At 48.7% G+C, this 25814-nt stretch carries 22 protein-coding genes; 11 read left to right on the top strand and 11 right to left on the bottom strand.

All coding sequences use genetic code 11. From position 1 onward, the window contains the following. Positions 1–12: 12 nt before the first annotated feature. The 7 genes from csm6 to BQ7367_RS03705 form a co-directional block, all read right to left on the bottom strand. Complete coding sequence (gene csm6 / locus BQ7367_RS03735; RefSeq protein WP_072524268.1) at positions 13–1335, bottom strand: type III-A CRISPR-associated CARF protein Csm6; 1323 nt, start codon at positions 1333–1335, stop codon at positions 13–15. A gap of 130 nt (positions 1336–1465) precedes the next feature. Next, positions 1466–2386, bottom strand: a complete 921-nt coding sequence (gene csm4, locus BQ7367_RS03730; RefSeq protein WP_072524267.1) for a type III-A CRISPR-associated RAMP protein Csm4 — start codon at positions 2384–2386, stop codon at positions 1466–1468. A gap of 20 nt (positions 2387–2406) precedes the next feature. Next, positions 2407–3189, bottom strand: a complete 783-nt coding sequence (gene csm3 / locus BQ7367_RS03725) for a type III-A CRISPR-associated RAMP protein Csm3 (RefSeq protein WP_072524266.1) — start codon at positions 3187–3189, stop codon at positions 2407–2409. Further along, on the bottom strand, positions 3156–3917 hold the full coding sequence (locus BQ7367_RS03720) for a Cas10/Cmr2 second palm domain-containing protein (RefSeq protein ID WP_442855392.1): 762 nt from the start codon (positions 3915–3917) through the stop codon (positions 3156–3158). The genes csm3 and BQ7367_RS03720 overlap by 34 nt, the downstream gene beginning before the upstream one ends. Next, entirely contained in the window at positions 3893–5500 is a 1608-nt protein-coding gene (cas10, locus tag BQ7367_RS03715) for a type III-A CRISPR-associated protein Cas10/Csm1 (RefSeq protein WP_072524264.1), read from the bottom strand. The genes BQ7367_RS03720 and cas10 overlap by 25 nt, the downstream gene beginning before the upstream one ends. Then, positions 5497–6237: a CRISPR-associated endoribonuclease Cas6 gene (gene cas6 / locus BQ7367_RS03710; RefSeq protein WP_072524263.1), complete on the bottom strand. Its 741-nt coding sequence runs from the start codon at positions 6235–6237 to the stop codon at positions 5497–5499. The genes cas10 and cas6 overlap by 4 nt, the downstream gene beginning before the upstream one ends. Positions 6238–6344: 107 nt before the next feature. After that, positions 6345–7040 (bottom strand): 3'-5' exonuclease, encoded by a 696-nt coding sequence (locus tag BQ7367_RS03705; protein WP_072524262.1) that lies wholly within the window; start codon positions 7038–7040, stop codon positions 6345–6347. 205 nt (positions 7041–7245) lie between these two features. On the opposite strand from BQ7367_RS03705, the gene coaBC reads away from it, so the two are divergent. The 3 genes from coaBC to BQ7367_RS03690 all read left to right on the top strand — a co-directional run bounded on the left by coaBC (position 7246) and on the right by BQ7367_RS03690 (position 10004). Beyond that, positions 7246–8451 (top strand): bifunctional phosphopantothenoylcysteine decarboxylase/phosphopantothenate--cysteine ligase CoaBC, encoded by a 1206-nt coding sequence (gene coaBC / locus BQ7367_RS03700; protein ID WP_072524261.1) that lies wholly within the window; start codon positions 7246–7248, stop codon positions 8449–8451. Positions 8452–8524: 73 nt separating this feature from the next. Continuing rightward, on the top strand, positions 8525–9235 hold the full coding sequence (locus BQ7367_RS03695; protein WP_083588865.1) for an ECF transporter S component: 711 nt from the start codon (positions 8525–8527) through the stop codon (positions 9233–9235). A 1-nt stretch (position 9236) separates the two neighbouring features. Continuing rightward, positions 9237–10004: a type III pantothenate kinase gene (locus tag BQ7367_RS03690; RefSeq protein ID WP_072524260.1), complete on the top strand. Its 768-nt coding sequence runs from the start codon at positions 9237–9239 to the stop codon at positions 10002–10004. A 588-nt stretch (positions 10005–10592) separates the two neighbouring features. Here the strand turns inward: BQ7367_RS03690 and glgD are convergent. Then, the gene (gene glgD / locus BQ7367_RS03685) at positions 10593–11708 is read right to left on the bottom strand and encodes a glucose-1-phosphate adenylyltransferase subunit GlgD (RefSeq protein ID WP_072524259.1); all 1116 of its coding nucleotides are present in this window, start codon (positions 11706–11708) and stop codon (positions 10593–10595) included. Between the two features lies 1 nt (position 11709). After that, entirely contained in the window at positions 11710–12849 is a 1140-nt protein-coding gene (locus tag BQ7367_RS03680) for a glucose-1-phosphate adenylyltransferase (RefSeq protein ID WP_072524258.1), read from the bottom strand. A gap of 257 nt (positions 12850–13106) precedes the next feature. Between BQ7367_RS03680 and BQ7367_RS03675 the strand changes: the two genes are divergently transcribed. From BQ7367_RS03675 to BQ7367_RS03640, 8 genes are all read left to right on the top strand, one after another. Then, positions 13107–13592: a MarR family winged helix-turn-helix transcriptional regulator gene (locus BQ7367_RS03675; RefSeq protein ID WP_072524257.1), complete on the top strand. Its 486-nt coding sequence runs from the start codon at positions 13107–13109 to the stop codon at positions 13590–13592. Further along, positions 13589–15322 (top strand): ABC transporter ATP-binding protein, encoded by a 1734-nt coding sequence (locus BQ7367_RS03670; protein WP_072524256.1) that lies wholly within the window; start codon positions 13589–13591, stop codon positions 15320–15322. The genes BQ7367_RS03675 and BQ7367_RS03670 overlap by 4 nt, the downstream gene beginning before the upstream one ends. After that, positions 15315–17204: an ABC transporter ATP-binding protein gene (locus tag BQ7367_RS03665; RefSeq protein ID WP_072524255.1), complete on the top strand. Its 1890-nt coding sequence runs from the start codon at positions 15315–15317 to the stop codon at positions 17202–17204. The genes BQ7367_RS03670 and BQ7367_RS03665 overlap by 8 nt, the downstream gene beginning before the upstream one ends. Before the next feature lie 179 nt (positions 17205–17383). Then, positions 17384–18922 carry an asparagine synthase (glutamine-hydrolyzing) gene (asnB, locus tag BQ7367_RS03660; protein ID WP_072524254.1) on the top strand — a complete coding sequence of 513 codons (1539 nt, stop codon included), beginning with the start codon at positions 17384–17386 and terminating at the stop codon, positions 18920–18922. A 17-nt stretch (positions 18923–18939) separates the two neighbouring features. After that, positions 18940–19701 (top strand): TatD family hydrolase, encoded by a 762-nt coding sequence (locus BQ7367_RS03655; protein WP_072524253.1) that lies wholly within the window; start codon positions 18940–18942, stop codon positions 19699–19701. A gap of 81 nt (positions 19702–19782) precedes the next feature. Next, positions 19783–20661 carry a 16S rRNA (adenine(1518)-N(6)/adenine(1519)-N(6))-dimethyltransferase RsmA gene (gene rsmA, locus BQ7367_RS03650; RefSeq protein WP_072524252.1) on the top strand — a complete coding sequence of 293 codons (879 nt, stop codon included), beginning with the start codon at positions 19783–19785 and terminating at the stop codon, positions 20659–20661. Positions 20662–20808: 147 nt separating this feature from the next. After that, positions 20809–22179: a citrate/2-methylcitrate synthase gene (locus BQ7367_RS03645; RefSeq protein ID WP_072524251.1), complete on the top strand. Its 1371-nt coding sequence runs from the start codon at positions 20809–20811 to the stop codon at positions 22177–22179. 10 nt (positions 22180–22189) lie between these two features. Further along, positions 22190–23122 carry an alpha/beta fold hydrolase gene (locus BQ7367_RS03640; protein ID WP_072524250.1) on the top strand — a complete coding sequence of 311 codons (933 nt, stop codon included), beginning with the start codon at positions 22190–22192 and terminating at the stop codon, positions 23120–23122. 284 nt (positions 23123–23406) lie between these two features. Here BQ7367_RS03640 and BQ7367_RS03635 read toward each other — a convergent pair whose 3' ends face one another. Continuing rightward, on the bottom strand, positions 23407–24192 hold the full coding sequence (locus BQ7367_RS03635) for an LptM family lipoprotein (protein ID WP_072524249.1): 786 nt from the start codon (positions 24190–24192) through the stop codon (positions 23407–23409). Between the two features lie 638 nt (positions 24193–24830). Beyond that, positions 24831–25805, bottom strand: coding sequence for a LysM peptidoglycan-binding domain-containing protein (locus BQ7367_RS03630; RefSeq protein ID WP_072524248.1), 975 nt, complete (start codon positions 25803–25805; stop codon positions 24831–24833). Positions 25806–25814 lie beyond the last annotated feature (9 nt).

Here is a 25814-nt window from a genome sequence, read left to right as displayed (position 1 = left end):
AAATGGAGTTCACTACTCCCCTTCCTCCAGCAGTTCTATGATACAGTCGTTCATTGCATCATAGGAATTCCAGTTTTCTTCATTTTTATTGAGCTGGAGGCGTTTAAAGAGAAAACGGATCAGTTCCATGATCTCTGCCGGTGTTTTCCCGGACCTCTGCTGCACCCATTCCCGGGTGACAGACACGATCTCATGGGCAGCCAGATTGCGGACACTCTGTTCCACATGGATCAGGGTGTCCATCCGGTCGGCGACCGCCCTGTCCGGACATTTTTCCTGGATCAGCGCATTGAGATGGATGGAGTATATGTTACCGTACCGGAAAGGGGAAAAGGTTTTGTTTAAGATACTGAGCAGTTCTGTCCCGGCGAGCTTTTCCCTGTCCCATTCAAGCCCTTTCCGGATCTGACGGCAGTAATCGCTGACATTGACCCCGCAGAGCTGCTTCAGAATGATTTCCCCCAGATCCACGACCAAAGGCGTGAGTCCCCGGATAAAATCCACATATTCGCCTTTTCGCAGCTTGATATCCAGAGTGAGCGCGTACTCAAAATACTTCTGTTTATCGCCGGCTTTTACCGGCCGGAAGACGTCTTCATAACCTGCGATATTTCCACGATATCCGTTCCAGTTCAAAAGAAGGCGGTTTCCGGCGGCTTCGATCAGCTGCAGCGCCTTCGGAGAAATATCATTTTTCAGCTCCCGGGCGACATTTTCAGCAGCATAATAGTCGTAGGCTTTCAGATGCTTTTTGATCATATCGATCTTGAGGAGTTTCATAAGATTCATGCACCGGACCGGATAGCTCCTGTTCTGAAAATCCTCTTCATTGTCTTCATCCAGTTCCCAGTTCTCTATAACATCATATTCTTTTCGTTCTTCCAGTTCTATATTTCCTGCTTTTTTTGGCGAGGCGACCTGAATAGGCTGAAAGCTGTATTCAGCCAGTGTAGACAGTATGAGCAGAGCACTCTTCATGGCCGGAGTTCCCGAAGCCATGTTGAGAAGGAGCTGATCTTCCGGCCCCATCTCATTCATGATACGTGAAATATATTCCCGAAATTCCCAGTAAAAAACATCATAGTGATGTACATCTACCAGATCCTCCCGTTCGATCAGCCGGATATCAAAGGTATGGCCCAGTTTATCGCCCAGAAGCCGGAGCGTTTTTACATAACGGTCATCCTTCCGGTGATTTTCCATCATCTCGCTGGAAAGATAGAGATAGACCACATCAGGGCGATAGACCCTGCAGATATGTAAAAGGGAACCATCCCGGAAATATTTGATGGGATCGGTGTAGCCGACCGGTGAAAACAGATACGTTTTTTTCATTTTCCACCCCTCCTGAGGCCTGATATAATTTTTTGTATTCTGGCATCCGCCGTCCCCTTGCGGGGGTTTTATGATAGTAGATTTTTGGATTTTATTTTTAGCATCCGTCCCCTTTCAGGGGATAAAAAATTTACTCAATACTAAGGAACATCGCCTTGGCGTATCTCCATACAGGGATCGTCCCCATTGCGGCCACGTTCTGTATGGTGCCCTGAAATTGATGGATGAAACAGGAGCCGGCTCCGAATACGTACAGATCCCGTTTTCTCATTCCGGGTTCCTTATAGGATGCGGACTGGACAAACCCGCCCCGATGGAGCAGCTGGTACTCTGCGCCCTTCAGAATCGTTCCGAGGGAGCCCTGCTTCGGGAAGGCACAGGAGAGGAGCATGACCCGGCCGCTGTCGGGCATCAGCTTTTCCAGGATGGGATCCGGCACATCCGCGGTCGTGTAAGAGAAACGGCCGAGACCGGAATGACGTCTGCCTCCGATTCCGCTGTAGGACAGGCTGGTCATCAGGGTATCGAGAAGTCCAAAATACTGACGGTCCTCCGCCCCTGCGATGAAATACAGCCCGTTTCCCTCGTAGAAGTTGTAATATTTGATCCGGTAGGGCTTCGGTCGCTTCAGACCGCGGATGGAAACGGAGATTTTTTCAGTAAAGAATCCCAGATCATTCAGCGCCTCCGCCTGACGGGCTGAAAACCTGCCGCTCAGATAAGATTCCAGATCGTCCGCGCTGAGATATTTCATCTGCTTGAAAAGTTTTTTCTCTGCGGAATCCCCCTGTTCTTCTCCGAAATCAATATAGTGATAAGGCTTCGGAAGAAAACAGGTATCTTGCATGTAAGGAAAGGCGTCGGAGAAGATAAGCAGTCCGTCTGAAACGTACTGATACAGTTCATCCAGACATTCCAGCTTCACCGCTTCCAGGCACAGGGCAGAAAAGAGCGTATCCGCGGGAAAGGCGATGGCGGCATCCCGTCCGGAGGCTCCGGTCCCGAAGCGGGCTCCGCCCGCAAATGTCAGTTTGTAAATCTGATATTCCATAATTCCTCCTGTGTAAATCTCTATATTCTGGATTCTTCTTCAGCTCCCTGCCCGAGGATACGCCGACATTTCGTCATCAGATCATCCGGGACAGATCCGATGACGGGTTCCGCGCAGATATGGGAAAAACGGATTTCCCCAAACCCTCTGGCCTTGCATCCGCCAAGGCGGTTTTCCCGGAGCAGGCGCAGGCCCTGGGTAAGAGTTTCCATATCTTCCAGGAAGGTATCTTCCTCGCAGGCTTCGTAGATCATTTCCATCCGGAAGACCGAGCCGGGAACCGCCGCCTCTACAAGTTTTGGCGCATCGGGGATCCCGTCTGTGACGGTAAAGATCTGGGCAGTGATCTCCGTCGCGCTGCCGGGAGACGCTCCGCCAGAATGGAAGCTCTTTCCGCCGGGATCGAGACCGCCGGCGAGAAACAGATCGTAGATCTGGAGGCGGCTTTCCGTCAACTGCCTTGTCTTTATTAAGGTTGGCTCTATATGGACCTTTTTCTTTCTTATTTTTTTGCGGGCAGATTTGGAAAGATACTCTTCGATCAGCAGTTTCGAGACGCCGAAAAGTCTTGCTACCCGCGGGGAGTCATCCTCAGGCTTTTCGGAAGAGCCGGGGTATTTTTCCGCCAGGAGTGTCCGCATCCGGCCCTTAAACGAGGTTCCCGGAATGAAAGGAAGGCCGGTGCGGCCGTCTTTTATAACCGGAGAATCCACAGAGCCGATGACCATATATTCTGCGTTCCCGCCGATATGCATCCCTGTGAGGAGCTCTACGTCTCCCGTGATCCTGATTTTTGCAAACATGGCTGATCCTCTTGTTTCTGTATGCTTTCACGCTGTTCTGCCCGTTTTTGTTCCCGGCGGGGTTCCTTCCCCCGTTCTGTCTGCAGGAAGGAATACAGCGTCAGCGCAGTCTTCAGTTCCCGGCGGTCTTTCTCCGACCGGATCCATCGGTACAGAAGAACCGCGAAGTCGTAAGCTGCGACGCTCTCTCCCTTCTGAAAAGACTCCAGCTCAGACAGGAGGGAGACAAATTGGGGGAAACGGATCTTCCCGCCGCTTTCCAGGACGGACTTCAGACAGCGGTACAGGAAAAGTGCGTTTTCTTTCTGCTGATCCGAATCCTCGAAAAACGTATACAGCGTCTGGAATTTTTCTTCGATCACGTTCCGTTCAAATTCGTCCCATGGGAAGGTCCCGTTGCTGATGGGCCGGTCCGTTCCCGGAATCGGATGGGAATTTCCGTCTTCCAGCAGAGTGACACTGTTTTTCCCGGGAAGGCTTTTGGAATTTTCTTCCATTTCTCCGGTCTCTTCGGCGACCAGAGCGATGGTGCGCTGGGACTCATAAGGATAGATATGGATCCCGCCGGAGAGGGTAAGGGTTCCCTGGGAATACGTCCGAAGAGCCCGGTTCATGTCTATGGCGAACTCAATGATGTCGTCCCAGGCCCCGATGAGGAACATATCGTCGCCTCCGCAATAAATAATGGAGATTTTTCTGCGCTTTATTTTTTTGCTTCTGCCGGTGATATCATATTTTCCATTTCGCAGCAGATAGTTGATATGATATTTAAAAAAAGCGAGATCTGCCTTGACAGCGCGGCTGTTCTTGACAGAGTAACGTATCGGTTATGATCTGCGGGATCATGAAACCCTGAGACAAATGTCTGTCCCAGATTGTCTACATCCATTCGCAGCGCTCCGAGCCGCAGACCGCCTTTGGAGATCTCCGCGAACATTTTCAGATCATCCCCTGCCGAGTAGTCTCCCGTCCACAGGTTTGTGGTAATGGATCTCCCGGCGGAAGCCAGATTTTTTGAATAGATATGAAGTACAGAAGGATTTTTCAGTATCTGCCGCTTCAGTTCCCGTCTGTCTGTGGCAGTCATGACGCTTCCGCCCGGAAGGGGAAGCCCGTCTCGCCCCTGGTCCGGCATTGGCATTACGGCATAATATTTTTTGTCCCGGATATCACGGGACAGCCGCTCCAGCTGGCGGCAGAGAAGGCAGAGGCCGCTTTCATCCAGAGCAGCTCTCGTATGGCAGATAAAACATTCCTCAAAGCCTTTTTTCCGGCCCCTTGTATGATTCAGGTATGTAATATCCCTATAAGAATAACGGTGGGTCTTTTTCCCGGATATCTGATTTCCAAGATCCCGGAACAGAGCGGCGTAGCTTCCTTCAGGGACATCCCTGAGCATATTCAGGCTGCAGGGGATATAGGCCAGGGAAAGATAAAGCGTGGTTCCGTAATTTGTGAGAAACGACCGGGTAATGTGCATCTTAAATTTATCGATGCGCTCAGCCGACTCAGGCATATCTGGTATCAGGAGATAACACCGTCCGCCCCCGGAATAGATCACATTGACTCTGGACAGTCCCAGACATTCCAGCAGACAGTCCATGGTATGCTCCATGATGATCTCAATGTAGAAAGAGCGGGCCCGCAGGGCGTCCAGCGTCCTTCGGGAAGAGATGGTGTATATGAATTCCTGGATACCGGAGATGTCCATCGTGCAGAAGAGAAACAGCTTCTTATCATTAAATTCAGGCTCTTTTTCGGGATGATACAGATAGTAGATCCAAGGGCCCTGTACGCCACGGGATGCATAAAGGCAGGAGACGATGGCGGCGCTCATCCGAGCATGGTCATACAGGGAAATGTCCGCCATCCCGTCCGCGGTCCTGTACGCGGGAATATAGCTCAGCTCCGTTTCCATCAGGGACAGAAGGGAATTGATATACCCGGCGGTCCACTGGACATTTTCCAGATGTTCCGAAAGTTTCTTTCTGATATTTCTGTAAAAAGAATCCGATAGGGTCACGGCATCTTCTGTCGGATAATTGGGCTTGCCGTCGGGAGAGATTGTCCTCGGCCGGTAGTGCATCTTCTGATGGTTCCCGTTCAGGATATTGAAAATACTCTGCAGAGGGACAGAAGGGTCCGGTTCCGCCAGATCCGTGTCTTTCTGTACATTGTTGACCAGGCAGGCCAGCTCATCCGCTATATCCATGAGATTGACAAGAAGTTCGCGCTCTTCCTGCCAGACATCCTGCCCGACTCTGTTATGGAGCAGGCTGCCGATAATGAGTCTTGCTTCTTCTTCCCTCACTTTGAATCCCCCTGTTCTGCAAGCTGAATGGCTCCCATCCCCATGCCTGTTTTGATCCCCACGCCGGAAAACTGACCGAAACGGAAGAGCATGCGGGCATAGCGGGCCAGTGCGTCCGCCCCATGTATGTATAAGCCCAGGGTTCCTGTAAAACCGGCGACAGAGACGCCCTCCAGCGGGAAACGCACTGTCCGGAGATAATACCGTGTAATCTGGCTGTGGCTGACCAGCTGTTCCAGCATCTCAGGATCCGTCATGTCAAAGGCTTCTGAAACAGTATTAAACCTGCGTGTCAGGCTCCCGTAGATCAGTTTCAGATCCGGATAAATGACATATCTCCCATCCTTTTTAAAAGCAGTCGGGGACAGAAAACGGATCTCCAGGTTATGCGGACCGTCGTCATCGAAAAATTCTTTTACCAGATCATCTTCTGAAGAAAAGCGCTCCGTTCTTTCAGTGATCCTCGCAGAGATCTGTCCACTTTTCAGAGAAAACTCGTCCAATTTTTTCATTGGCAGCAGGAGGTTTTCATAGGCTTCTTTATTCAGCGTACGGATAAACCATCGTTTTCGTTCCTGCTCCGTCAGAAGGAACTGACTGTAGGGATTCATGTGCCCCTGATGCAGCAGGGCCGCGTATTCCTCAGGGATCGTCTCCATGATGACGCCCTGGAGATTGGAAGAGTTTCGGTAAGTCAGCAGATCACTGCTGATTTCCAGTTCTAATTCAGCATACATGACAGGACTCCTGTGTTTGGTATGATTACAGTCAAAGTATACCATAAGACGACAGGTCTTGAAAAGCACAGAAAATACAGCTTTGCAGAGGACAAATCAGCAGCTGTTTATCCTTTAAGCAGCTTGTCAATGATCCGTGACGCTTCGCTTTTGGTCAGTGTCCTGGTGTCCCAGTCCGGTTTGATCCGTTTTTTCCGGACGAGATTCTCCAGGAGGGCCAGCTGCTTCTGCGTAGCCGGCTGCGGCTTCCTGATTTTATATGTAAGCTGTACCGGTTTAAAAAGTTTTGGCTCATCCGTCTCAAAATAGTGGGCGAGGGTCTGATACAGCTTGGCTGTGGCCAGAGCATCATGGTAAGCCCGGTGGGCGGATCTGTTTTCAATATGATAATAGTCACACAGGCTGCCCAGGCTTTTGGACTCCAGGTCACGGTGGACTTTCTGGGCGATCTTCAGGGTGTCGATCCCCATCTTTTCGAACGGCAGGCCGTCAGCGGCGGCGCTGCATTTCATGAAGCTGTAGTCAAAGGACACGTTGTGGCCGATCAGGATATCGTCTCCGCAGAAATCGAGAAAATCAGCAACCACCTGGCGTCTTGATCTGGCGCCGGCTACCATCTCATCCGTGATCCCGGTAAGGGCGGTAATAGCCGGAGGAACGGAAAGGGTGGGCCGGATAAACTCCATGAACCGCTCGGCGACTCTCCCCTCCCGGACCTTCAGCGCCCCGATCTCCAGTATTTCATCTTCCAGGGGATTCAGCCCTGTTGTTTCAATATCAAATGCAATATATGATTTCAGCATACTGTAAATGGCTCCTTTTCTCAGATCATTATAAAACATAATCAGAAGAAATTGCAATTGTCAGCGTCCGGACAGGGTTTTGCGCCTGTTTTACAATTGATTTTTTCAGGGCGATATCATATAATGAAGCACAACCGGAGCAATCCTGCAATTTTATGGATGCTTACGCGTATAACAAAGACAGACCAGAGAAAGGGGGAAATCTATGCTGGAAGGGAAAACGGTCCTGCTCGGGGTCTCAGGCAGCATTGCCGCATACAAAGCGGCATATCTGGCCAGTGCTCTGAAGAAGATGCACGCAGATGTTCATGTATTGATGACCCGGAACGCGGTAAATTTTATCAATCCGATTACCTTTGAGAGTCTTACAGGTAATAAATGCCTGGTGGATACCTTTGACCGGAACTTTGAATACAAAGTAGAACATGTAGCTCTCGCGAAAAAGGCAGATGTGGTTATGATCGCGCCTGCCAGTGCCAATGTGATCGGGAAGATCGCCCATGGCATTGCCGATGATATGCTCACGACCACGGTGATGGCGTGCAGATGTAAAAAAATGATCGCGCCGGCTATGAATACAAATATGTTTGAGAATCCCATTGTGCAGGACAATCTGAAGATTCTCGAAAACTATGATTATGAAATCATCCGTCCGGCCGTGGGCTATCTGGCCTGTGGGGATACAGGAGCCGGGAAGATGTCGGAACCGGAGCTGCTGCTGGAGTATATTCTGCATGAGATCCAATATGAAAAAGACATGCGGGGGCTGAAAGTCCTTGTAACGGCCGGCCCGACCCAGGAGGCGTTAGACCCGGTCCGTTATATTACAAATCATTCTACCGGGAAAATGGGGTATGCGATTGCGAGAGTATGTGCCCAAAGAGGCGCGGAGGTGACGCTGGTGAGCGGCCCCGGGGCACTGAAGGCGCCAGAGTTTGTAAAGATGGTACCGATAAGATCCGCACAGGAAATGTACGAAGCGGTGACGGGATGTGCCGGAGAGCAGGACATTATCATAAAAGCGGCTGCGGTGGCGGATTACCGGCCCAAATATGCAAGCGGCAGGAAGATGAAGAAGGGGAGGAAAGAGCTTACCCTTGAACTGGAGCGGACAGAGGATATCCTGTCCTGTCTGGGAGAAAATAAACGCCCCGGACAGTTCCTGTGCGGATTTGCCATGGAGACGGAAGATCTGCTGGAGAATGCCAGGAAAAAACTGGAAAGAAAGAATCTGGATATGATCGTGGCCAACAGCCTGAACGTGGAGGGAGCCGGATTTGGAGGCGATACCAACGTTGTGACCATATTGACAGAAAAAGAGGAAATCTCACTCGGGAAAATGTCAAAAGAGGAGACAGCCTCACAGATCATGAACAGGATTCTTGACATGAGAAAAGATCGTAACAACTGAACACAGGGACAGGGTTCTTTGCTGTGCCAAAACGTATTGTATCCCTCAGGGGAATGATAACAAGGAGGCAATTATGAATCAATCAGAAAATTACAAATCAGGAACCAATCAACAGACCGGAAGTCCGGGAGGCGGCAGAATCAGCACGGTGAGCATGGTACAGGTGGCGATATTCGGCGCGATTATATGCGTCATGGCTTTTACCCCCTTTCTTGGCTATATACCACTTGGATTTACAAGAGCGACCATTATCCACGTGCCGGTTATCATCGCCTCGCTGCTTATGGGGCCGAAGAAAGGCGGCGCGCTGGGATTCCTCTTCGGATTGACCAGCTTTATCAATAACACGATGAATCCCACTCCTACATCCTTTGTCTTTACACCGTTTTACAGTATTGGTGATGTAAGCGGAGGGATCGGAAGCGTGATCATCTGTTTCATCCCCCGGATCCTGGTCGGCATTCTGCCTTTCTATGTTTATAAACTTGTACTCAGATTTTCAAATGAGGAGACAAGAAGAAAAGGCGTATCCAATGTGGGACTTGTACTTGCGGGTGTGTCCGGAGCGCTGGTGAACACCCTGCTGGTGATGAACCTGATCTTTGTATTTTTCCGGGAGGCCTATGCAGCGGCAAATGATGTGGCAGTATCGGCGGTTTATACATTCATTTTATCCGTGATCGGGATCAACGGAGTACCTGAGGCCATTGTGGCAGGGGTCCTCACGTTGTTTATCGGGAAAGTTCTTTTAAAGAAAACGGTCAGAGAAAGGCTGGGTTTTTAAAATGATATTGGCAATAGACATTGGAAATACAAATATTGTGATCGGGTGCATGGAAGAGAAAAAATGCATTTTTATCGAAAGGCTGTCCACGGTCCGGACAAAGACAGAACTTGAATATGCCATTGACATTAAAAATGTTCTCGATATTTATCATATCAAAAAGTCGGATCTGGCCGGCGGGATCATATCTTCAGTGGTCCCCCAGATCACTGCGGCTGTCAAACTTGCGGTGGAGAAGATCATCAAAAAAGAACCTTTAGTAGTAGGAGCCGGAATCAAGACCGGACTGAACATCAGGATGGATCATCCCGCGCAGCTTGGCAGCGATCTGGTGGCAGATTCGGTGGGCGCTCTCTCAGAATACCCGGCGCCGCTGGTAATCTTTGATCTTGGAACGGCAAATACTGTCTGCGTTATTGACCGGGACCGGAACTATGTGGGCGGAATGATCTACCCGGGTATTGTTGTATCTTTGGATTCACTGGTCTCCAGAGCCGCACAGCTGGGCGGGATCAGTCTGGAAGCGCCGGAGCATATAATCGGGAAAAATACGACGGAGTGTATGAAGAGTGGGATTATTTACAGCTCCGCGGCAGCTATCGACGGGATCATCGACCGGCTGTCAGAGGAGCTTGGCGGAGCCGTAACCGCGGTGGCTACGGGAGGTCTGGCGAAAAGTATTGTTCCTCACTGCAGGAGAGAGATCATTGTGGATGATAATCTGCTGCTGAAAGGGCTGGCTGTGATCTACGGCAAAAATCGGCGATAAATCTGAGCTTGTCAGGCCGATGGGCAACTCACTTCGTTCAGACAATCCCATCAGCCTGCCTAACGGTGCAGCTTAGTCCCTTAAGTTTTTCCATCGGATTCCTCCAAAGTCGCCGGTCCACCCATCTGGCGCCGCAGAAAGGTTCTTCCGATTGCCACTCTTTCCTTTTCCTGCGCTTTGAAAGTAATATGAGAAGGGAACTTTGTTGGAAAAAGAAACATTCAGACGCCAGATGTTATTATGGCGGAGTAAGCAGCAGGATGCTGCTTACTCCGCCTGGTGTACATTATGCCAAAGATTTACGGATCTCTGGCATATATTTTCTGGTTTTCTTGAAGGCAGACTATATAGTCGATAACGTTACGCCTTCATATTACTTCTAAATCGCGAGATTGTTGAGGGGAGAGGATGCCAAGCCGGGAAAGGAAAAGGTGTCCATCGAGGGCCGTGCAGCAACGCCGGCATTTGGGGCGCGTTCTTTGCGCCCTTATGTGCCGCTGCGTTGCAGCCCCGAGCGAAAGTGTGCCCGAGATGGATATCCTCTTCCTTTCCCGGCGGACATGCCCATGCCCCACAACAAACTCAGATTTACAGCGTATCGCCCCGCCGTATATATCCGGGTTTCTCCGGAGACGCAATGATTTCTTTTCCCCGGATCAGCTTTACATGTTTATCAACCACCATGTTTTCCACATGGACATCTTTTCCGATGACCACGTCAGCGGATACAACACAGTTCTTTACGACAGCTCCGGGCTTGATCTCGCAGCCTCTTCCGATGATGGAATTTTCCACAGACCCCTCGATGAGACATCCGTTGGAGATGACAGAAGAGGAAACTACGCTGCCCTCAAAATACTGGGTGGGACAGGAATCATTGGTTCGTGTGTAGATGGGCCATTCTTCGTCAAACAGGCTGGACGCATTCTTCAGATCGATCAGGGACATATTTGCCTGATAGTAACTGTCAAAATCCATGATCGCCGAGAAGTATCCCCGATGGGGGATGGCACGGATGTCAAGATTCTGGCATTCCTCATTGATGATATCGGCGAAGGTGTACATGGAAGACATCTTATGCGCTTTATTCACCAGTTCGAGGAAGAGATCCTTTTTCATTACATAAGTATCCATGAAAATATTTCTGTTCTTGGCGTTCCCATGGTTGGGTTCTATGGACAGTACGCCTTTCTGCCTGTTGATATTGAGTGTATCACAATTCAGGAAAGACTCCTTCGCGTTGTCGACTGAGTGATACATCAGGGAGATATCAGCTCCGGATTCGATGTGTTCGCTTAAGAATACGCTGTAATCCGCGGCGTAGACCATATAGCTGGGCGCTATCACGACATATGGAAGCGGGATACGTTCGATGCAGTCCATATTTTCAATATAAGCCGCGATATCTGTGTTATAAATATCATTTGTCTGGCTGGACTCCGCATACAGGATGTTCAGTTTGCCACGCTTGGAGTTGATGTTATAGTGTCGGCCGGTTCCCAGATGCTCTGTAAGAGAACGGGGTTTTCTGCGAATATATACCTGTATATTATCAATCCCGCTGTTGCTCATATTGGAAATTGGAAAATCGATGATCCGATATCGGCCCAGGAAAGAAAATGCGCCTACCGGTCGGTAATCTTGAAGCCCGTTTACACGGATGTGATTTCCGGCAAAATTTACAATTCCGAATGCTTTGCTCATATTACTCATCCCCCTTTACACGTTTTGCGACAAGCTCGATATTTTCGCTGTCGGCCGAACCGACAACCGCGTTTTTCCCGATCTTGATCCCGTCAGCCACAAGAGCGCGGGTGACGACTGCGCCCTCTTCCACTTCTGCTCCCGGCATCAGGACAGTATCGATGATCTTGGCTCCTTCCGCCACTTTAACTCCGGTAAACAGGACGGAATTGCGGACTTCACCGTCTACCACGCATCCCTGGGTGATGAAAGCTCTGTCGATTATGGCGTCAGGTCCGATATACTGGGGAAGCGCGGTCACATCTTCTGTGTAGATCTTCCAGGAAGGATCATTAAGATCCAGTTCATTATTTTTGTCCAGAAGATCCATATTTGCCTCCCAGAGAGAATCGATGGTACCCACGTCTTTCCAGTAGCCCTTGTATTTATATGCATACAGATTTTTGCCGTCCTCAAGAAGGGCAGGAATAATGTCTTTGCCAAAATCGTGGCTGGAATCCGGATTCTTCATATCCGCCAGGAGAAGTCTGCGAAGGAGCTTCCAGTTAAAGATATAGATGCCCATGGAAGCCAGATTGCTCTTCGGATGTTCCGGTTTTTCTTCAAACTCCACGATCCGGCCGGTGTCGTTGGTGTTCATGATGCCAAAACGGCTTGCCTCTTTCATGGGAACTTCGATGACCGCTATAGTAGCATCAGCTTTGCACTCCTTATGGTAGGCAAGCATTTTCGCGTAGTTCATTTTGTAGATATGGTCGCCGGAGAGGATAAGCAGATATTCCGGTGAGTATGTATCGATAAAGTCAATATTCTGCGAGATGGCATCCGCCGTTCCTCTGTAGACATCCAGATTGGCATCAGATTTCTCACGTGGAGGAAGGACAAAGACACCGCTGTCTTTGGCGTCCAGGCCCCAGCGTCGCCCCGCGGCCACATAGCTGTTCAGCAGGATAGACTCATACTGAGTCAGGACGCCTACAATATCGATTCCGCTGTTGGCACAGTTGCTGAGGGGAAAATCAATGATACGGTATTTTCCGCCATATGAAACGGCCGGCTTGGCCACCTTTTTCGTCAGGTCATGGAGACGGGAGCCCCTGCCGCCAGCCAGGATCATAGCTAACATGTTATTTTGCTTCATAAAAGAACCCTCGCTTTCATTTCTTAGTGTTCTATGTAATTATACATTGTTTTTTGTTACATTTCCACACTTTATAAGTGGGAATTGAAAGATTTTCGTTAAAAGGGCATAAAAAAATCGCGAAACAGAGATTGCTCATAAATTTGTCATAAATTTGTCCGGGAAAATGTACATTTTAGGCATTGACAATAAAATTTTAAGTGCATATACTATATTATTGTTAGCTGCCGAACAAATAAAAAAAGAAGGTTTTATTGATGGAAAAACAGAGATTACAGGATCCGGGACATGACGTGGGAAAACTGATCAATATGATCTCGCATCAGCTCAAGCGTCAGATGTGTATAGACGGTGATGAAGACGGACTGACAAACATGCAGAAGATCGTCCTTCATCATATAATGTTTGAGTCGCTTACAAGGGATGTGTATCAGAAAGATCTTGAAAAAGAATTTCGTATCAGGCGGTCCACGGCGACAGGGATCCTGCAGCTTCTTGAGAAAAACGGTTTTGTGGTGCGGGAACCGGTAAAGCAGGATGCCAGACTGAAAAAGATTGTTCCGACAGACAAAGCCACTGGACTCAGAAAGCGTATCCTGAAAAATATCCGTGATATGGAGGCGCTGCTGCGGAAGGGCGTGTCTGACGAGGATATGAAGATCTGTGTTCAGGTACTGGAAAAGATGTCCGAAAATTTGTTGGGTAATGAGAGAGAAAAGCGGAAAGGAGACAATGAAGCATGAACAGAAAACTACTTCGTTCTGTCCGGGAATATAAACGAGAATCAGTACTTACCCCTCTTCTTGTTGTGCTGGAAGTCTTTATGGAAGTCCTGATCCCGCTGCTGATGGCAAATATCATAGATATCGGGATCGTGAAAGGAGATATGGGGTACATCATCAGGACCGGACTTCTGCTCGTGGGGCTGGCCGTTCTGGCGCTGCTTTTTGGCGCAGAGGCAGGACATTTGGGCGCTGTGGCATCGTCCGGTTATGCGAAGAACTTAAGACATGATATTTTTTATAAGATACAGGAATTTTCATTTGGGAATATTGATCATTTTTCAACTTCCGGGCTGGTGACCAGGCTTACAACAGACATCACGAACGTACAGATGGCGTATATGTTTACCATCCGCCTTCTGGTAAGAGCTCCGATAATGATCGTTCTGTCTCTGATCATGACATTAACGATTAACACAAAGATCGCTGTCATGATGCTGATTACGATCCCGATTCTGGGAGGAGCGCTGATCTTTATCGCAAAAAAGGCGCACCCTCATTTTGTGCAGGTATTTGATGAATATGATGTTCTGAACAACACGGTTCAGGAGAATGTAAACGCTGCCCGGGTGGTTAAGGCCTATGTGCGGGAAGAGCATGAGGATAAAAAATTCGGGAAAATCTCCACGCATGTATTTAACCTGTTTACAAAGGCGGAAAAGATGGTTGCGTGGAACAACCCGATCATGATGTTTACCATGTATACCGTCATTCTTGTGATGGTGTATATCGGAGGAGAAGACATTGTGTTTGGCACAATGCAGACAGGAGAGCTGACCAGCGTGATCGTATACGCGATCCAGATTCTGATGTCACTGATGATGGTATCATTTGTATTTGTTATGATCATGATCGCGGAAGCGTCTTCGGACCGTATTCTTCAGGTGCTGGAAGAGGTGCCGGAGATGGAGGACCATTCAGATGCGGTGACGGAAGTGCCTAATGGAGACATTGATTTTGAACATGTGGATTTCAGCTATGCGGGCGAGGGAGGAAATCTGTCTCTGAAAGATGTGAACCTTCATATTAAAAGCGGGCAGGTGATCGGAATCATCGGAGGCACCGGCAGCGCGAAATCTACGCTGGTGCAGCTGATCCCCAGGCTTTATGATGTGACAAAAGGGGCTGTTAAGGTGGGCGGAATAGATGTCCGTGACTACAGTCTGACAGCACTGAGAGATCAGGTGTCCATGGTGCTTCAGAAAAATGTGCTGTTTACCGGGACCATCAGCGATAATATCCGCTGGGGAGATGAAGACGCCACTGACGAAGAAGTGGAGAGAGTCTGCAGGCTTGCCCAGGCAGATGGTTTTATCCGGGAATTCCCGGGTGGCTACGACACGATGATCGTAGAGGGAGGAAACAATGTATCCGGCGGACAAAAGCAGAGGCTGTGTATCGCGCGAGCGCTGCTCAAAAAACCGAAAATACTGATCCTGGATGATTCCACCAGCGCGGTGGATACAAGGACAGACGCTCTTATACGTCAGGCTTTCCGGGAAGAGATCCCGGATACTACGAAGCTGATCATCGCGCAGAGGATCTCGTCTGTTGAAGACGCGGACCTGATCATCGTGATGGATAATGGGGAGATCAACGGGATCGGAACATCCGAAGAACTCCTGAAGACAAATGAGATTTACAGAGAAGTATACGAATCACAGGTGAAAGGAGGCGCGGAGAATGAGTAGACCGGAAAGAGTTACCGTAAATAAGGGAACGATCAAAACGGCAAAGCGTCTGTTGGGATATGTGACTTCCACGTATAAAATACAGTTTATCGTCGTGATATTCTGTATCCTGGTGAGTTCGATCGCGTCTATATCTGTGTCTCTTTCATTGAAATTTTTGCTGGATGATTTTATCATCCCGCTTATTGGACAGAAGAGTCCGGATTTTAGCGAACTGTACATGGCTCTTGGGGTTCTGGCCACGATCTTCGCGTGCGGTGTTATTGCTACATTCGTGTACAGCAGGATGATGGTGGTTATCGGCCAGGGCGTGTTAAAGCGGGTGCGAGACGAAATGTTTGAGCACATGCAGACTCTGCCGATCCGGTATTTTGACCAGAATACCAACGGATCCATTATGAGCCTTTACACCAATGATACGGATACGCTGCGGCAGATGATCAATCAGTCGATCCCGCAGGTGCTTATGGCGTCTCTGACGATTGTGGTGACATTCATCGCCATGCTGGTCCTAAGTCCGATCCTGACGGTTCTGGCAGTGATCATGATCGGTCTTATGACACTGATTGCCAGGTTTATCGGCGGAAACAGCGGAAAGTATTTTATCCGGCAGCAGATCGATCTGGCGGATGTGACCGGTTTCGTAGAAGAACGGATGAACGGCCAGCGTGTGGTCAAAGTGTTCAATCATGAGAAAAATTCAGAAGAAGAGTTTGACAAACTCAATGAAAAGCTGTTTACGAGCGCTTCCAGCGCTCATACGTTTGCCAGCATGATGGGGCCCATTATCGGAAATATGGGAAATCTGCAGTTCGTGCTTGTAGCGATCTTCGGCGGATTGTTATCCGTTCTGGGAATCGGGAATATCACCCTGGGCGTTATGGCGTCCTACCTGCAGTTTACCAAAAGCTTTACTCAGCCATTCATGCAGATCGCCCAGCAGTTTAACTCCATCATTATGGCGCTTGCGGGAGCGGAGCGTATCTTTAATATGATGGATGAAGAATCCGAGGTTGATGAGGGATATGTGACTTTGGTCAACGCGAAGAAGGGCGCGGATGGCAAGATTACCGAGTGTGAAGAGCGCACCGGCATGTGGGCGTGGAAACATCCGCACCAGGCCGATGGAAGTGTGACTTATACAGAATTGAAGGGAGACGTAAGGTTCTTTGACATGACCTTCGGCTACTCGCCGGACCACATGGTGCTCCATGACCTGACACTGTACGCGAAGCCGGGGCAGAAGCTGGCCTTTGTCGGGTCTACCGGAGCCGGGAAAACGACCATAACGAATCTGATCAACCGTTTCTACGATGTGGACGACGGAAAGATCCGCTATGACGGTATCAACATCAATAAGATCAAAAAGGCCGATCTGCGCCGGTCTCTGGGTATTGTGCTCCAGGACACCCACCTGTTTACAGGGACGATCATGGAGAATATCCGTTACGGCAAGCTGGACGCCACAGACGAGGAAGTCTACAAGGCGGCGAAGCTGGCCCATGCGGACGGATTTATCAAAATGCTGCCAAAAGGGTATGACACCCATTTAAGCGGAGACGGAGAGGAACTCTCCCAGGGACAGCGGCAGCTGCTGGCCATCGCCAGAGCGGCCATCGCAGATCCGCCGGTGCTTATCCTGGATGAGGCGACATCCTCCATCGATACCAGGACTGAGAGCATTGTCCAGAAAGGGATGGATAATCTGATGAAGGGCAGAACCGTGTTTGTCATTGCCCACAGACTGTCCACCATCCGCAACAGTGATGCGATCATGGTGCTTGAGCATGGACGCATCATCGAGCGGGGTACGCATGAAGAGCTGCTGGCCCAGAAGGGTACGTACTATCAGCTTTATACAGGGAAACTGGAGTTGTCGTAATAAACCGAATGACTGCTGCAGCAAATGATACCGGGGCCGACCTGGAAACTGTGATCTCCATTTACAGTACCAAGGCGGCCCTGTTTATTTGTACAGCTGTATTTTCCCACACTATACATCGGGCTTGTTTTCCATTATAATAGTCATTACAGAGAAAAATGATCAGGAGAGAGGAACCTATGATAAAAGTAAAAGAATACAGAGGACATATCCGCAACTGGGAGGAGCTGTGCGAAAGGCTGGGGTTGCCCCTGGATCTGACGCGCAGGGAAAGGGAGGAACAGATCCTTGTCCGGGCCTATGAGACATGGGGGCATGAGATGGCAGATCATATGTATGGGATGTTCGCGTTTGCCCTGTGGGATGAAGAGGAAGAAGAACTGTTCTGTCTGAGGGATCAGTTCGGTACCAAGCCGTTCTATTATTACGAAACCGCAGACGGGCGGCTTCTGTATGGAACTACGATCCGGGGGATCATGGAGCAGCCGGGTTTTGTGAAAGAGCTGAACGAGGAAATGCTGCAGCTGTACCTGACTCTGACTTATGTGGCCGGGGAGGATACATTTTTCCGGGGGCTTAAAAAACTTATGCCGGGCAGATATCTGACCTGGAAGGATGGCAGACTGAAGATCACACGGTACTGGACGCCCACCTTCCACCCGGATGAGAGCAGGACTCTGGAGGACTGGGCTGACGAGATCCACACAACACTGAAAGAGATCATGCCGGAAGTAAAGGATCCGGATGAGACGGCGGAGTCGTTTCTCTCGGGAGGTGTGGATTCTTCCTATGTGCTGGCTATGTCTGACGCAGAGATGACGGATTCCTGCGGATATGAAGAGGAGCGTTTCGATGAGTCCGGACTGGCAAAACAGACAGCGGATATCCTGGGGAGAAAGAATTCCAGATGTCTGATCACGCCGGAGGAATATTTCCGGATTGTTCCCTATGTAATGTATCACATGGAGCAGCCTCTGGGGGACGCGTCGGCCATCGCCTTTGCCATCGCGTGCAGAGCTACGGCAGAACATACAAAGCTGTGCTATTCCGGGGAGGGCGCAGATGAATTTTTCGGCGGGTATAATATGTACCGCAACGCCGAGCGGTATGGAGACAATCTGAAAACCTTCTATGTGGGCAATACGAATATTATGAAGGAGGACGAGAAGAAGCGTATCCTCAAGAAATACGATCCGGATGTCCTGCCCATCGAGGTGGCGCGGAGCATTTATGAAGAGACGGAAGGACTGGATCCTCTTACAAAGATGTCGGATGTGGATATCCAGATCTGGCTGGAGGGGGATATTTATCTGAATGTGGACAAGATGAGTCTGGCGGCGGGACTTGAGATCCGTATGCCGCTGACGGACTTGAGGATCTTTGACATTGCTTCCAGGATGCCCTCCAGATATAAAGTAAATGAAGAGCAGAACAAAGTAGCGCTGAGAACCGCAGCGGCAAAGGTGCTGCCGGAAGACATCGCGTTTCGGAAGAAACTGGGATTCATCGTGCCGATCCGCATCTGGATGGCGGATGACAGGTACAATCAGGACGTGCGCGCGAAGTTTAACAGCAATATGGCAGAGAAGTTCTTCAACGTGGATGAGATCAACGGGATTTTTGAGGAATATGTGGGAGGAAATTCGGACAACTGGAGAAAAGTGTGGACAATTTATACATTTCTTGTCTGGTATGAAGAGTATTTTGTAAAGCGCTGAGAAAGGAACTATAGTTTATGCTGTTTGACACACATGCTCATTATGACGATAAGCAGTTTGACCCGGACAGGGAGGAGCTTTTGAACGGTATGGAGGCAGAAGGCATAGGACTCATTGTCAATGCCGCGTCTACTGTTGAATCCTGGGAAAAGATCAGGCTTTTGACAGAAGAGTATCCTTTAATATACGGATCCGTCGGAGTGCATCCGGATGAGGTGGGCGCGCTGGACGAAATACAGTTCCGGAGAATGGAAGAGCTGCTGGACCTGGAAAAAATCGTGGCTGTGGGAGAGATCGGTCTGGACTATTATTGGGACAAAGAAAGGCATGATATCCAGAAGGAATGGTTTGTCCGGCAGCTGGAACTTGCCCGCCGGAAAGACATGCCTGTCATGATACACAGCCGGGAAGCTGCGGCGGATACATTTGACATTATGCAAAAGTACGCGGATGGGATGAAGGCAGTCATCCACTGCTATTCCTATTCTGCCGAGATGGCCAGAGAATATGTGAAGATGGGCTGTTATATCGGCGTGGGCGGTGTGGTCACATTTAAAAACGCAAAGAAGCTGAAACAGGTCGTCGAAGAGATACCGCTGGAATCGATCGTCCTTGAGACAGACTGTCCGTATCTTGCGCCGGTCCCCTTCCGGGGAAAGAGAAATTGTTCCCGGTATCTGCCCTATGTGGCAGAGACAGTTGCCAAGATCAAAGGTGTGAGTGTGGAAGAAGTCGAAGAGCAGACTGAAAAGAATGGGCGGAGATTGTACAATTTATAAAATAGTCAGAAAACAGTGAAAAAAGGGGCCTGTCCCTTTTTTCTGAAATTATCAGATAATTTATGTGTCAGAGGAGATATTATGAAACAGCCTACTCTTGGCAATCCGCGGAATACGATTGCGGTGCTGCAGAAATATAATTTTGTGTTCCAGAAGAAATTCGGCCAGAACTTTCTTATAGATACACATGTTCTGGAAAAGATCATCGGAGCGGCCGGGATCGGACCGGATGATGTTGTGCTGGAGATCGGACCGGGGATCGGAACGATGACACAATATCTGGCCTGTGCCGCGCGGAAGGTCATTGCGGTGGAGATCGACCGCGCTCTGATCCCGATCCTGGAGGATACGCTGAGCGGATATGATAATGTACGGGTCATGAATGAGGATGTTCTGAAAGTGGATATCGCGGCGCTTGCGGAGGAAGAAAATGAAGGGAAACCGCTGCAGATCGTGGCAAATCTTCCGTATTATATTACGACCCCAATCATCATGGGACTTCTAGAGAACCATGTTCCGGTTAAGAAGATTACGGTGATGGTGCAGAAAGAGGTGGCCGCCCGGATGCAGGCAGGACCGGGAACAAAAGATTACGGGGCGCTGTCTCTTGCTGTCCAGTACTATGCGGATCCGTATATCGTAGCGAATGTTCCGCCAAACTGTTTCATGCCCAGGCCGAAAGTGGGCTCGGCGGTCATCCGGCTGGATTGCCATGGAAAGACATCGGTGCAGGCGAAGGACGAAAAACTGATGTTTCGGATCATACGGGCATCCTTTAATCAGAGAAGAAAGACTTTGGTTAACGGACTTTGGAATTCTCCGGAACTCCATTATTCAAAGGGGCAGCTCGAAGACGCAGTCCGGACCCTTGGAAAAGGCGGATCCGTCCGGGGCGAGGAACTGACTCTTGATGAATTTGCCGCATTGTCAGATATCCTGTCCGGACTGCCCGAAAGCTGAGCGAAAGCGGGAACATTGATATTGGATCCGGGGAAGGGCGCGAGGAGTGTGTTCATAAATATTTTATAGACAGTTTATTGTATGATTTTACATTGTTTAGTATAATAAAAAGATAAAACGGCAAAAAGAGAGAAGGAGGAAGGTCACATGGCAAAAGATATTGACAGCATTTTTTTTGATATTACGCCCGAGATTGAAGAACTGGCTCTCAAATGTGAGAAAAATAATGCGATCGATAAGGAACTGTACACAAAGTATGAGGTGAAGAGAGGGCTGCGTGACCTGAACGGAAAAGGGGTCCTTGCGGGTCTTACCAATATTTCCGATGTCTGCGCTTCCAAGATAGTTGACGGGAAAAGCGTGCCATGCGAAGGGAATCTCTATTACCGGGGATATAATATCAAAGATCTGGTAAAAGGATTCCTGGCGGCAAAGCACCCGGGATTTGAGGAGACGACATATCTGCTTCTTTTCGGAGAACTGCCCACAAGAGAACAGCTGAAACATTTCCAGAGCATGCTGGCGGAACGCCGGATGCTTCCGCCCAATTTTGTGCGGGATGTCATTATGAAAGCGCCAAGCCATGATATGATGAACAGTATAACAAGGAGTATCCTTCAGTTGTATTCTTATGATGAAAAAGCGGATGATACGAGCATTCCCAATGTGCTCCGGCAGTGCCTGAATCTGATCAGCCAGTTCCCGATGCTTATGGTATATGGCTATCACGCTTATAACTACCGCAGGGGCGAAGATCTGTATATTTATGCGCCGAAACCGGAACTTTCCGCCGCGGAGAATATTCTCATGATGCTGAGAGAAGACAGGAAATATACGAAACTCGAAGCGAAGATCCTGGATATGGCGCTGGTACTCCACATGGATCATGGCGGCGGAAATAATTCAACATTTACCACGCATGTTGTCACATCCTCCGGCACAGATACCTATTCTACGATCGCGGCGGCTATGGCGTCCCTGAAAGGGCCGAAGCATGGGGGAGCCAATGTCAAGGTAACGCAGATGTTCGAGGATATGAAAGCAAATCTTACAGACTGGAATGATGATGACCAGATCCGCGCATATCTGGAAGCTCTTCTGGACAAGAAAGCGTTTGACAAAAAAGGACTGATCTACGGAATGGGCCATGCGGTATATTCGATTTCAGATCCCCGGGCGGATATATTTAAGCGTTTTGTAAAACAGCTCGCCAAAGAAAAGGGACATGAAGCAGAATATGCGCTTTACGAGAAGGTAGAGCATATGGCTCCGGAGATAATCGGAGAGAAGCGCAGAATGTATAAAGGAGTTAACGCGAATGTCGATTTCTACAGCGGCCTGGTCTACGGTATGCTGGATCTTCCTCCGGCATTGTACACACCGATATTCGCCGCTGCCCGTATCGTAGGGTGGAGCGCCCACCGGCTGGAAGAACTCGAGAATGTAGACAAGATCATACGTCCGGCATATAAACCTCTCGCACCATACCGCGAATACATAAATTTAGATGACAGGTAAGTGAAGTAACATGAGAGACGAGTTTTATTTCCCATCAAAGGACGGAAACACAGAGATCCACACAATGGAGTGGAAGCCTGACACAGAGGTAAAAGCCGTCCTGCAGATCTGCCATGGCATGGTGGAATATATCAGACGATATGATGAATTCGCACAATTTCTGTGCGAACAGGGATATTATGTCGTGGGAAATGATCATCTCGGGCATGGGAAGTCAGTGCAGGCAAAGTCAGAGTATGGATTTTTCCATGAGAAATACGGCAATGCGTGTGTCCTAGGGGATATACATACCCTGCGGCAGCGTACAGTGAAAAAGTATCCGGATGTGCCGTATTTTATGCTGGGACACAGTATGGGTTCCTCTTTGCTGCGGCAGTATATCCAGATGTATGGGAACGGTCTGAGCGGAGCTGTGCTGATGGGAACAGTCGCGGATCACAGAAAATCCGAACTGCTTTTTGGCAAAAGACTCTGCAGGCTGATGGCAGCTTTCAGGGGGTGGCATTACCGGAGTAAACTTGTGGACAGCCTGGCGATCGGTTCTTATAATAAAAAATTTAAGCCGGCTCATACAAGAGCGGACTGGATCACAAGTGATAGGGAGCTGCTGGACACCTATGTGGCAGATCCTATGTGTTCCTTTATGTTTACAGTAAATGCCTATTATAGTATGTTTACCGGAATGCTGCGTATGCAGAGAAAAGAGGGCGTATATATGATACCCAAAGGGCTTCCGATCCTGTTTGTATCCGGAGCGGAAGATCCGGTAGGGAATTATGGAAAAGGTGTCCGCAGAATTTATGAGAAATATAAAGCGGCCGGGATCCATGATATTTCACTGAGACTTTATACAGGAGACCGGCACGAGATACTGAATGAGACCGATCGGAAAGAGGTATATGAAGACCTGCTTCAATGGTTCGATGAACATTGCGGGAAGTAACATCCCGGAAAACAGCAAAAGTAAAGAGCCTGCCACGGCAAAACCCCGTCAGTCATTTAACTGACGGGGTTTTGCCGTTTTATAAGTTATCTAAAGGAATGAGAGTAAAGTGCGACACCATTGGGTGCCTAAACTTTATGAGGGGGAAGATAGTTGTTTATCAACTATCTATTTTAAAGTATAAAAGGAAATTGTGACAAAATTATGATAGGAATATAAAAGATAAAGAAACTCTCTAAACTGTCACTAAAAAATTTCTTAACCCCTCTTTTTAATTAACCTCACTATTTATTCGCAAAGTAAGCATAATACATCACATCTGCCGAAGTCTCTTGGGTTCCGTCCGGATAAGAGGTGATCTCAAATACATAATCCTGATATCCCTTGACCATTGTGTAGAGATTTCGGAAGGAGTAAGTGCTGCCGGGCTGATAAGTGGCATCTGCCTGTGTGGCGAGATCCTCATTGTTGGTGCCCAGGCCGATATATGTACTGGCTCCGTCTGCGGCCGGGATCCCGCCGCCGCCAATATTACTTTCAGAAAACATCATAGTGGGTTCTGTAAGACCGTATTCAGGGCTGGGAAATTCTTCCGGAATAAATACCTCATAATCCAGAACGCACAGCTCCACATCATCGGGAAGTTCCAGAGCGGCAGAATCAATCTGGGAAAATTCATAGCTGTTTTCGTTGTGCTGATCAATGGCAGACTGGACATATTCTGCGTCATCCGTGGATGTTGTGACTTTTGTGACACGGACATAAACGGTGTGGTAGGTTTCATCTTCTGTAGCGTATCTTGCTGTTTTGCCCCACTGTCCAAGAGGAATAGGCTCTGTATCCGAGGTCGTGCTGGCATCTATGGCAGAAGAAATATCTATGTCCGCTGAGGTTTCCGGAGCTGTTTCTTCCGGTTCTTCCTCTTTTTTAGATTCTTCAGTTTTGTCTTCGGTTTCAGCTTCAGCAGCCTCCTGGTTTTCTTCTGACTCAGCCGCTGTATTACTGCCGCCGCATGCGGTAAAGGCAAACACTGTCAACAGAGCGAGCATCAGAGACAAAAATTTTTTCATAAAATGTACCCCCTTTATCTGAGTGTGATATTAATTTTGCATATTTTACCATATTTTTCTGTTAATATCTATAAAATTTCAGCTTTTAAAGAAGATTTAAAGAACTCTTTAAATATTGAAAGAAAAAACAGCGAAAACCCGTTAACCTTCCGGCTAACGGGTTTTCGTCGTTTTATAAGTTATCTAAAGGAATGAGAGTAAAGTGCGACACCATTGGGTGCCTAAACTTTATGAGGGGGGAAGATAGTTGTTTATCAACTATCTGTCTTAAAGTATAAAAGGAAAATATGACAAAACTGTGATGAAATTATAAAAGAACAGGGAAAAAGCTTAACTGTCAATAAAGAAAATATAAAAGTCTGTTTCATATGTGTGTATGGTGTATATATATGAACAAAGAAGCCTCTGGAGACAGCGAAAACCCGTTAACCTTCCGGCTAACGGGTTTTCGTCGTTTTTATAAATTATCTAAAGGAATGAGAGTAAAGTGTGACATCCCGGTATACCGGGATGTCAATACTTTATGAGGGGGGAGATAGTTGTTTATCAACTATCTGTGTTTAGTATAAACAGAAAATGTGTACAAATTATGTTCAAATTATAAAAGAAATCGAAAATTAATTATGAATTTATAAATTTCATCTGATCCGTATGGTATTTCCCGCGTAGATTAGATCCGGATCAGAGATGCCGTTCAGAGAGGCAAGAGCGCTGACTGTAGTGCCGTAACGCTGAGCGATACCGCTGAGAGTGTCCCCGGGCTGGATGGTATAGTACTGTGCATTGCCGCCATTTTCCGGTACGCGAATGGTATTTCCCGCATAGATGAGATCCGGATCGGCGATTCCGTTCAGAGAGGCAAGAGCGTTGACTGTAGTGCCGTAACGCTGAGCAATACCGCTGAGAGTGTCTCCGGGCTGGATAACATAGGTTACATAGTCTGTAGACGGAGAGGGGGACGGAGAGGGCGCGGGAGAGCTTCCGTCCAGATGGTTCAGCCCGGCGGCTCTGATCGCGGAAGGATAGTCCACATAGCCCCAGTCCAGATCTACATTGCCTCCGATGCCGGGGACGCTTCCCTGGCTTGTGTACTGCCACATCCCACAATTGGTCCCGTCGAATGAGTCTGCGTATCTGGCATACCAGAAGGCATAACGTTCCGGCAGGGAACTGCCGAGATAGGTATCCAGAAAATTACGGTTTGTATAGAACATGGCATAATAGCCTTTTTCTTCAATCCGGTTGCAGAAGTTTTCTACCAGCTGGCGGGCCAGGGAAGCGGTCATGCTGACACCTTCTCCTGCGGCATATGTCACGGAAGCCTGCTCAATATCATAGCAGACCGGATAGTCCAGGCGGTAACCCGAAATCGTGCTGATACAGCCGTCTGCTTCCTGTACCGCTGTCTGCGGGTTGACGGCGTAACAGAACCAGTAGACACCGATGGGGAGCCCGATCCGGTTGCATTCAGAAGCATTTCTGTGGAACTGCTTATCTACAGTGCCGAAACCGTAGCCCGCTCTAAGCATGGCAAACTGATAACCCGCGGCTTTTACCCGTTCCCAGTCTACTTCACCCTGAAATTCACTTACATCAAGACCTTTTATACTCATAAAATCATC

It is taken from the genome of Clostridium sp. Marseille-P3244 (assembly GCF_900120155.1).
In the GTDB taxonomy this organism is placed as follows: Bacteria; Bacillota; Clostridia; order Lachnospirales; family Lachnospiraceae; genus Mediterraneibacter.
This window is presented reverse-complemented; position numbering and strand designations above follow the sequence as displayed.

Bases quoted from the DNA above. Each gene is read 5' to 3' on its own strand.
- csm6 (WP_072524268.1), bottom strand. From the start codon at position 1,335: ATGAAAAAAACGTATCTGTTTTCACCGGTCGGCTACACCGATCCCATC.
- csm4 (WP_072524267.1), bottom strand. From the start codon at position 2,386: ATGGAATATCAGATTTACAAACTGACATTTGCGGGCGGAGCCCGCTTC.
- csm3 (WP_072524266.1), bottom strand. From the start codon at position 3,189: ATGTTTGCAAAAATCAGGATCACGGGAGACGTAGAGCTCCTCACAGGG.
- cas6 (WP_072524263.1), bottom strand. From the start codon at position 6,237: ATGTATGCTGAATTAGAACTGGAAATCAGCAGTGATCTGCTGACTTAC.
- BQ7367_RS03705 (WP_072524262.1), bottom strand. From the start codon at position 7,040: ATGCTGAAATCATATATTGCATTTGATATTGAAACAACAGGGCTGAAT.
- coaBC (WP_072524261.1), top strand. From the start codon at position 7,246: ATGCTGGAAGGGAAAACGGTCCTGCTCGGGGTCTCAGGCAGCATTGCC.
- BQ7367_RS03695 (WP_083588865.1), top strand. From the start codon at position 8,525: ATGAATCAATCAGAAAATTACAAATCAGGAACCAATCAACAGACCGGA.
- BQ7367_RS03690 (WP_072524260.1), top strand. From the start codon at position 9,237: ATGATATTGGCAATAGACATTGGAAATACAAATATTGTGATCGGGTGC.
- glgD (WP_072524259.1), bottom strand. From the start codon at position 11,708: ATGAGCAAAGCATTCGGAATTGTAAATTTTGCCGGAAATCACATCCGT.
- BQ7367_RS03680 (WP_072524258.1), bottom strand. From the start codon at position 12,849: ATGAAGCAAAATAACATGTTAGCTATGATCCTGGCTGGCGGCAGGGGC.
- BQ7367_RS03675 (WP_072524257.1), top strand. From the start codon at position 13,107: ATGGAAAAACAGAGATTACAGGATCCGGGACATGACGTGGGAAAACTG.
- BQ7367_RS03670 (WP_072524256.1), top strand. From the start codon at position 13,589: ATGAACAGAAAACTACTTCGTTCTGTCCGGGAATATAAACGAGAATCA.
- BQ7367_RS03665 (WP_072524255.1), top strand. From the start codon at position 15,315: ATGAGTAGACCGGAAAGAGTTACCGTAAATAAGGGAACGATCAAAACG.
- asnB (WP_072524254.1), top strand. From the start codon at position 17,384: ATGATAAAAGTAAAAGAATACAGAGGACATATCCGCAACTGGGAGGAG.
- BQ7367_RS03655 (WP_072524253.1), top strand. From the start codon at position 18,940: ATGCTGTTTGACACACATGCTCATTATGACGATAAGCAGTTTGACCCG.
- rsmA (WP_072524252.1), top strand. From the start codon at position 19,783: ATGAAACAGCCTACTCTTGGCAATCCGCGGAATACGATTGCGGTGCTG.
- BQ7367_RS03645 (WP_072524251.1), top strand. From the start codon at position 20,809: ATGGCAAAAGATATTGACAGCATTTTTTTTGATATTACGCCCGAGATT.
- BQ7367_RS03640 (WP_072524250.1), top strand. From the start codon at position 22,190: ATGAGAGACGAGTTTTATTTCCCATCAAAGGACGGAAACACAGAGATC.
- BQ7367_RS03635 (WP_072524249.1), bottom strand. From the start codon at position 24,192: ATGAAAAAATTTTTGTCTCTGATGCTCGCTCTGTTGACAGTGTTTGCC.
- BQ7367_RS03630 (WP_072524248.1), bottom strand. From the start codon at position 25,805: ATGAGTATAAAAGGTCTTGATGTAAGTGAATTTCAGGGTGAAGTAGAC.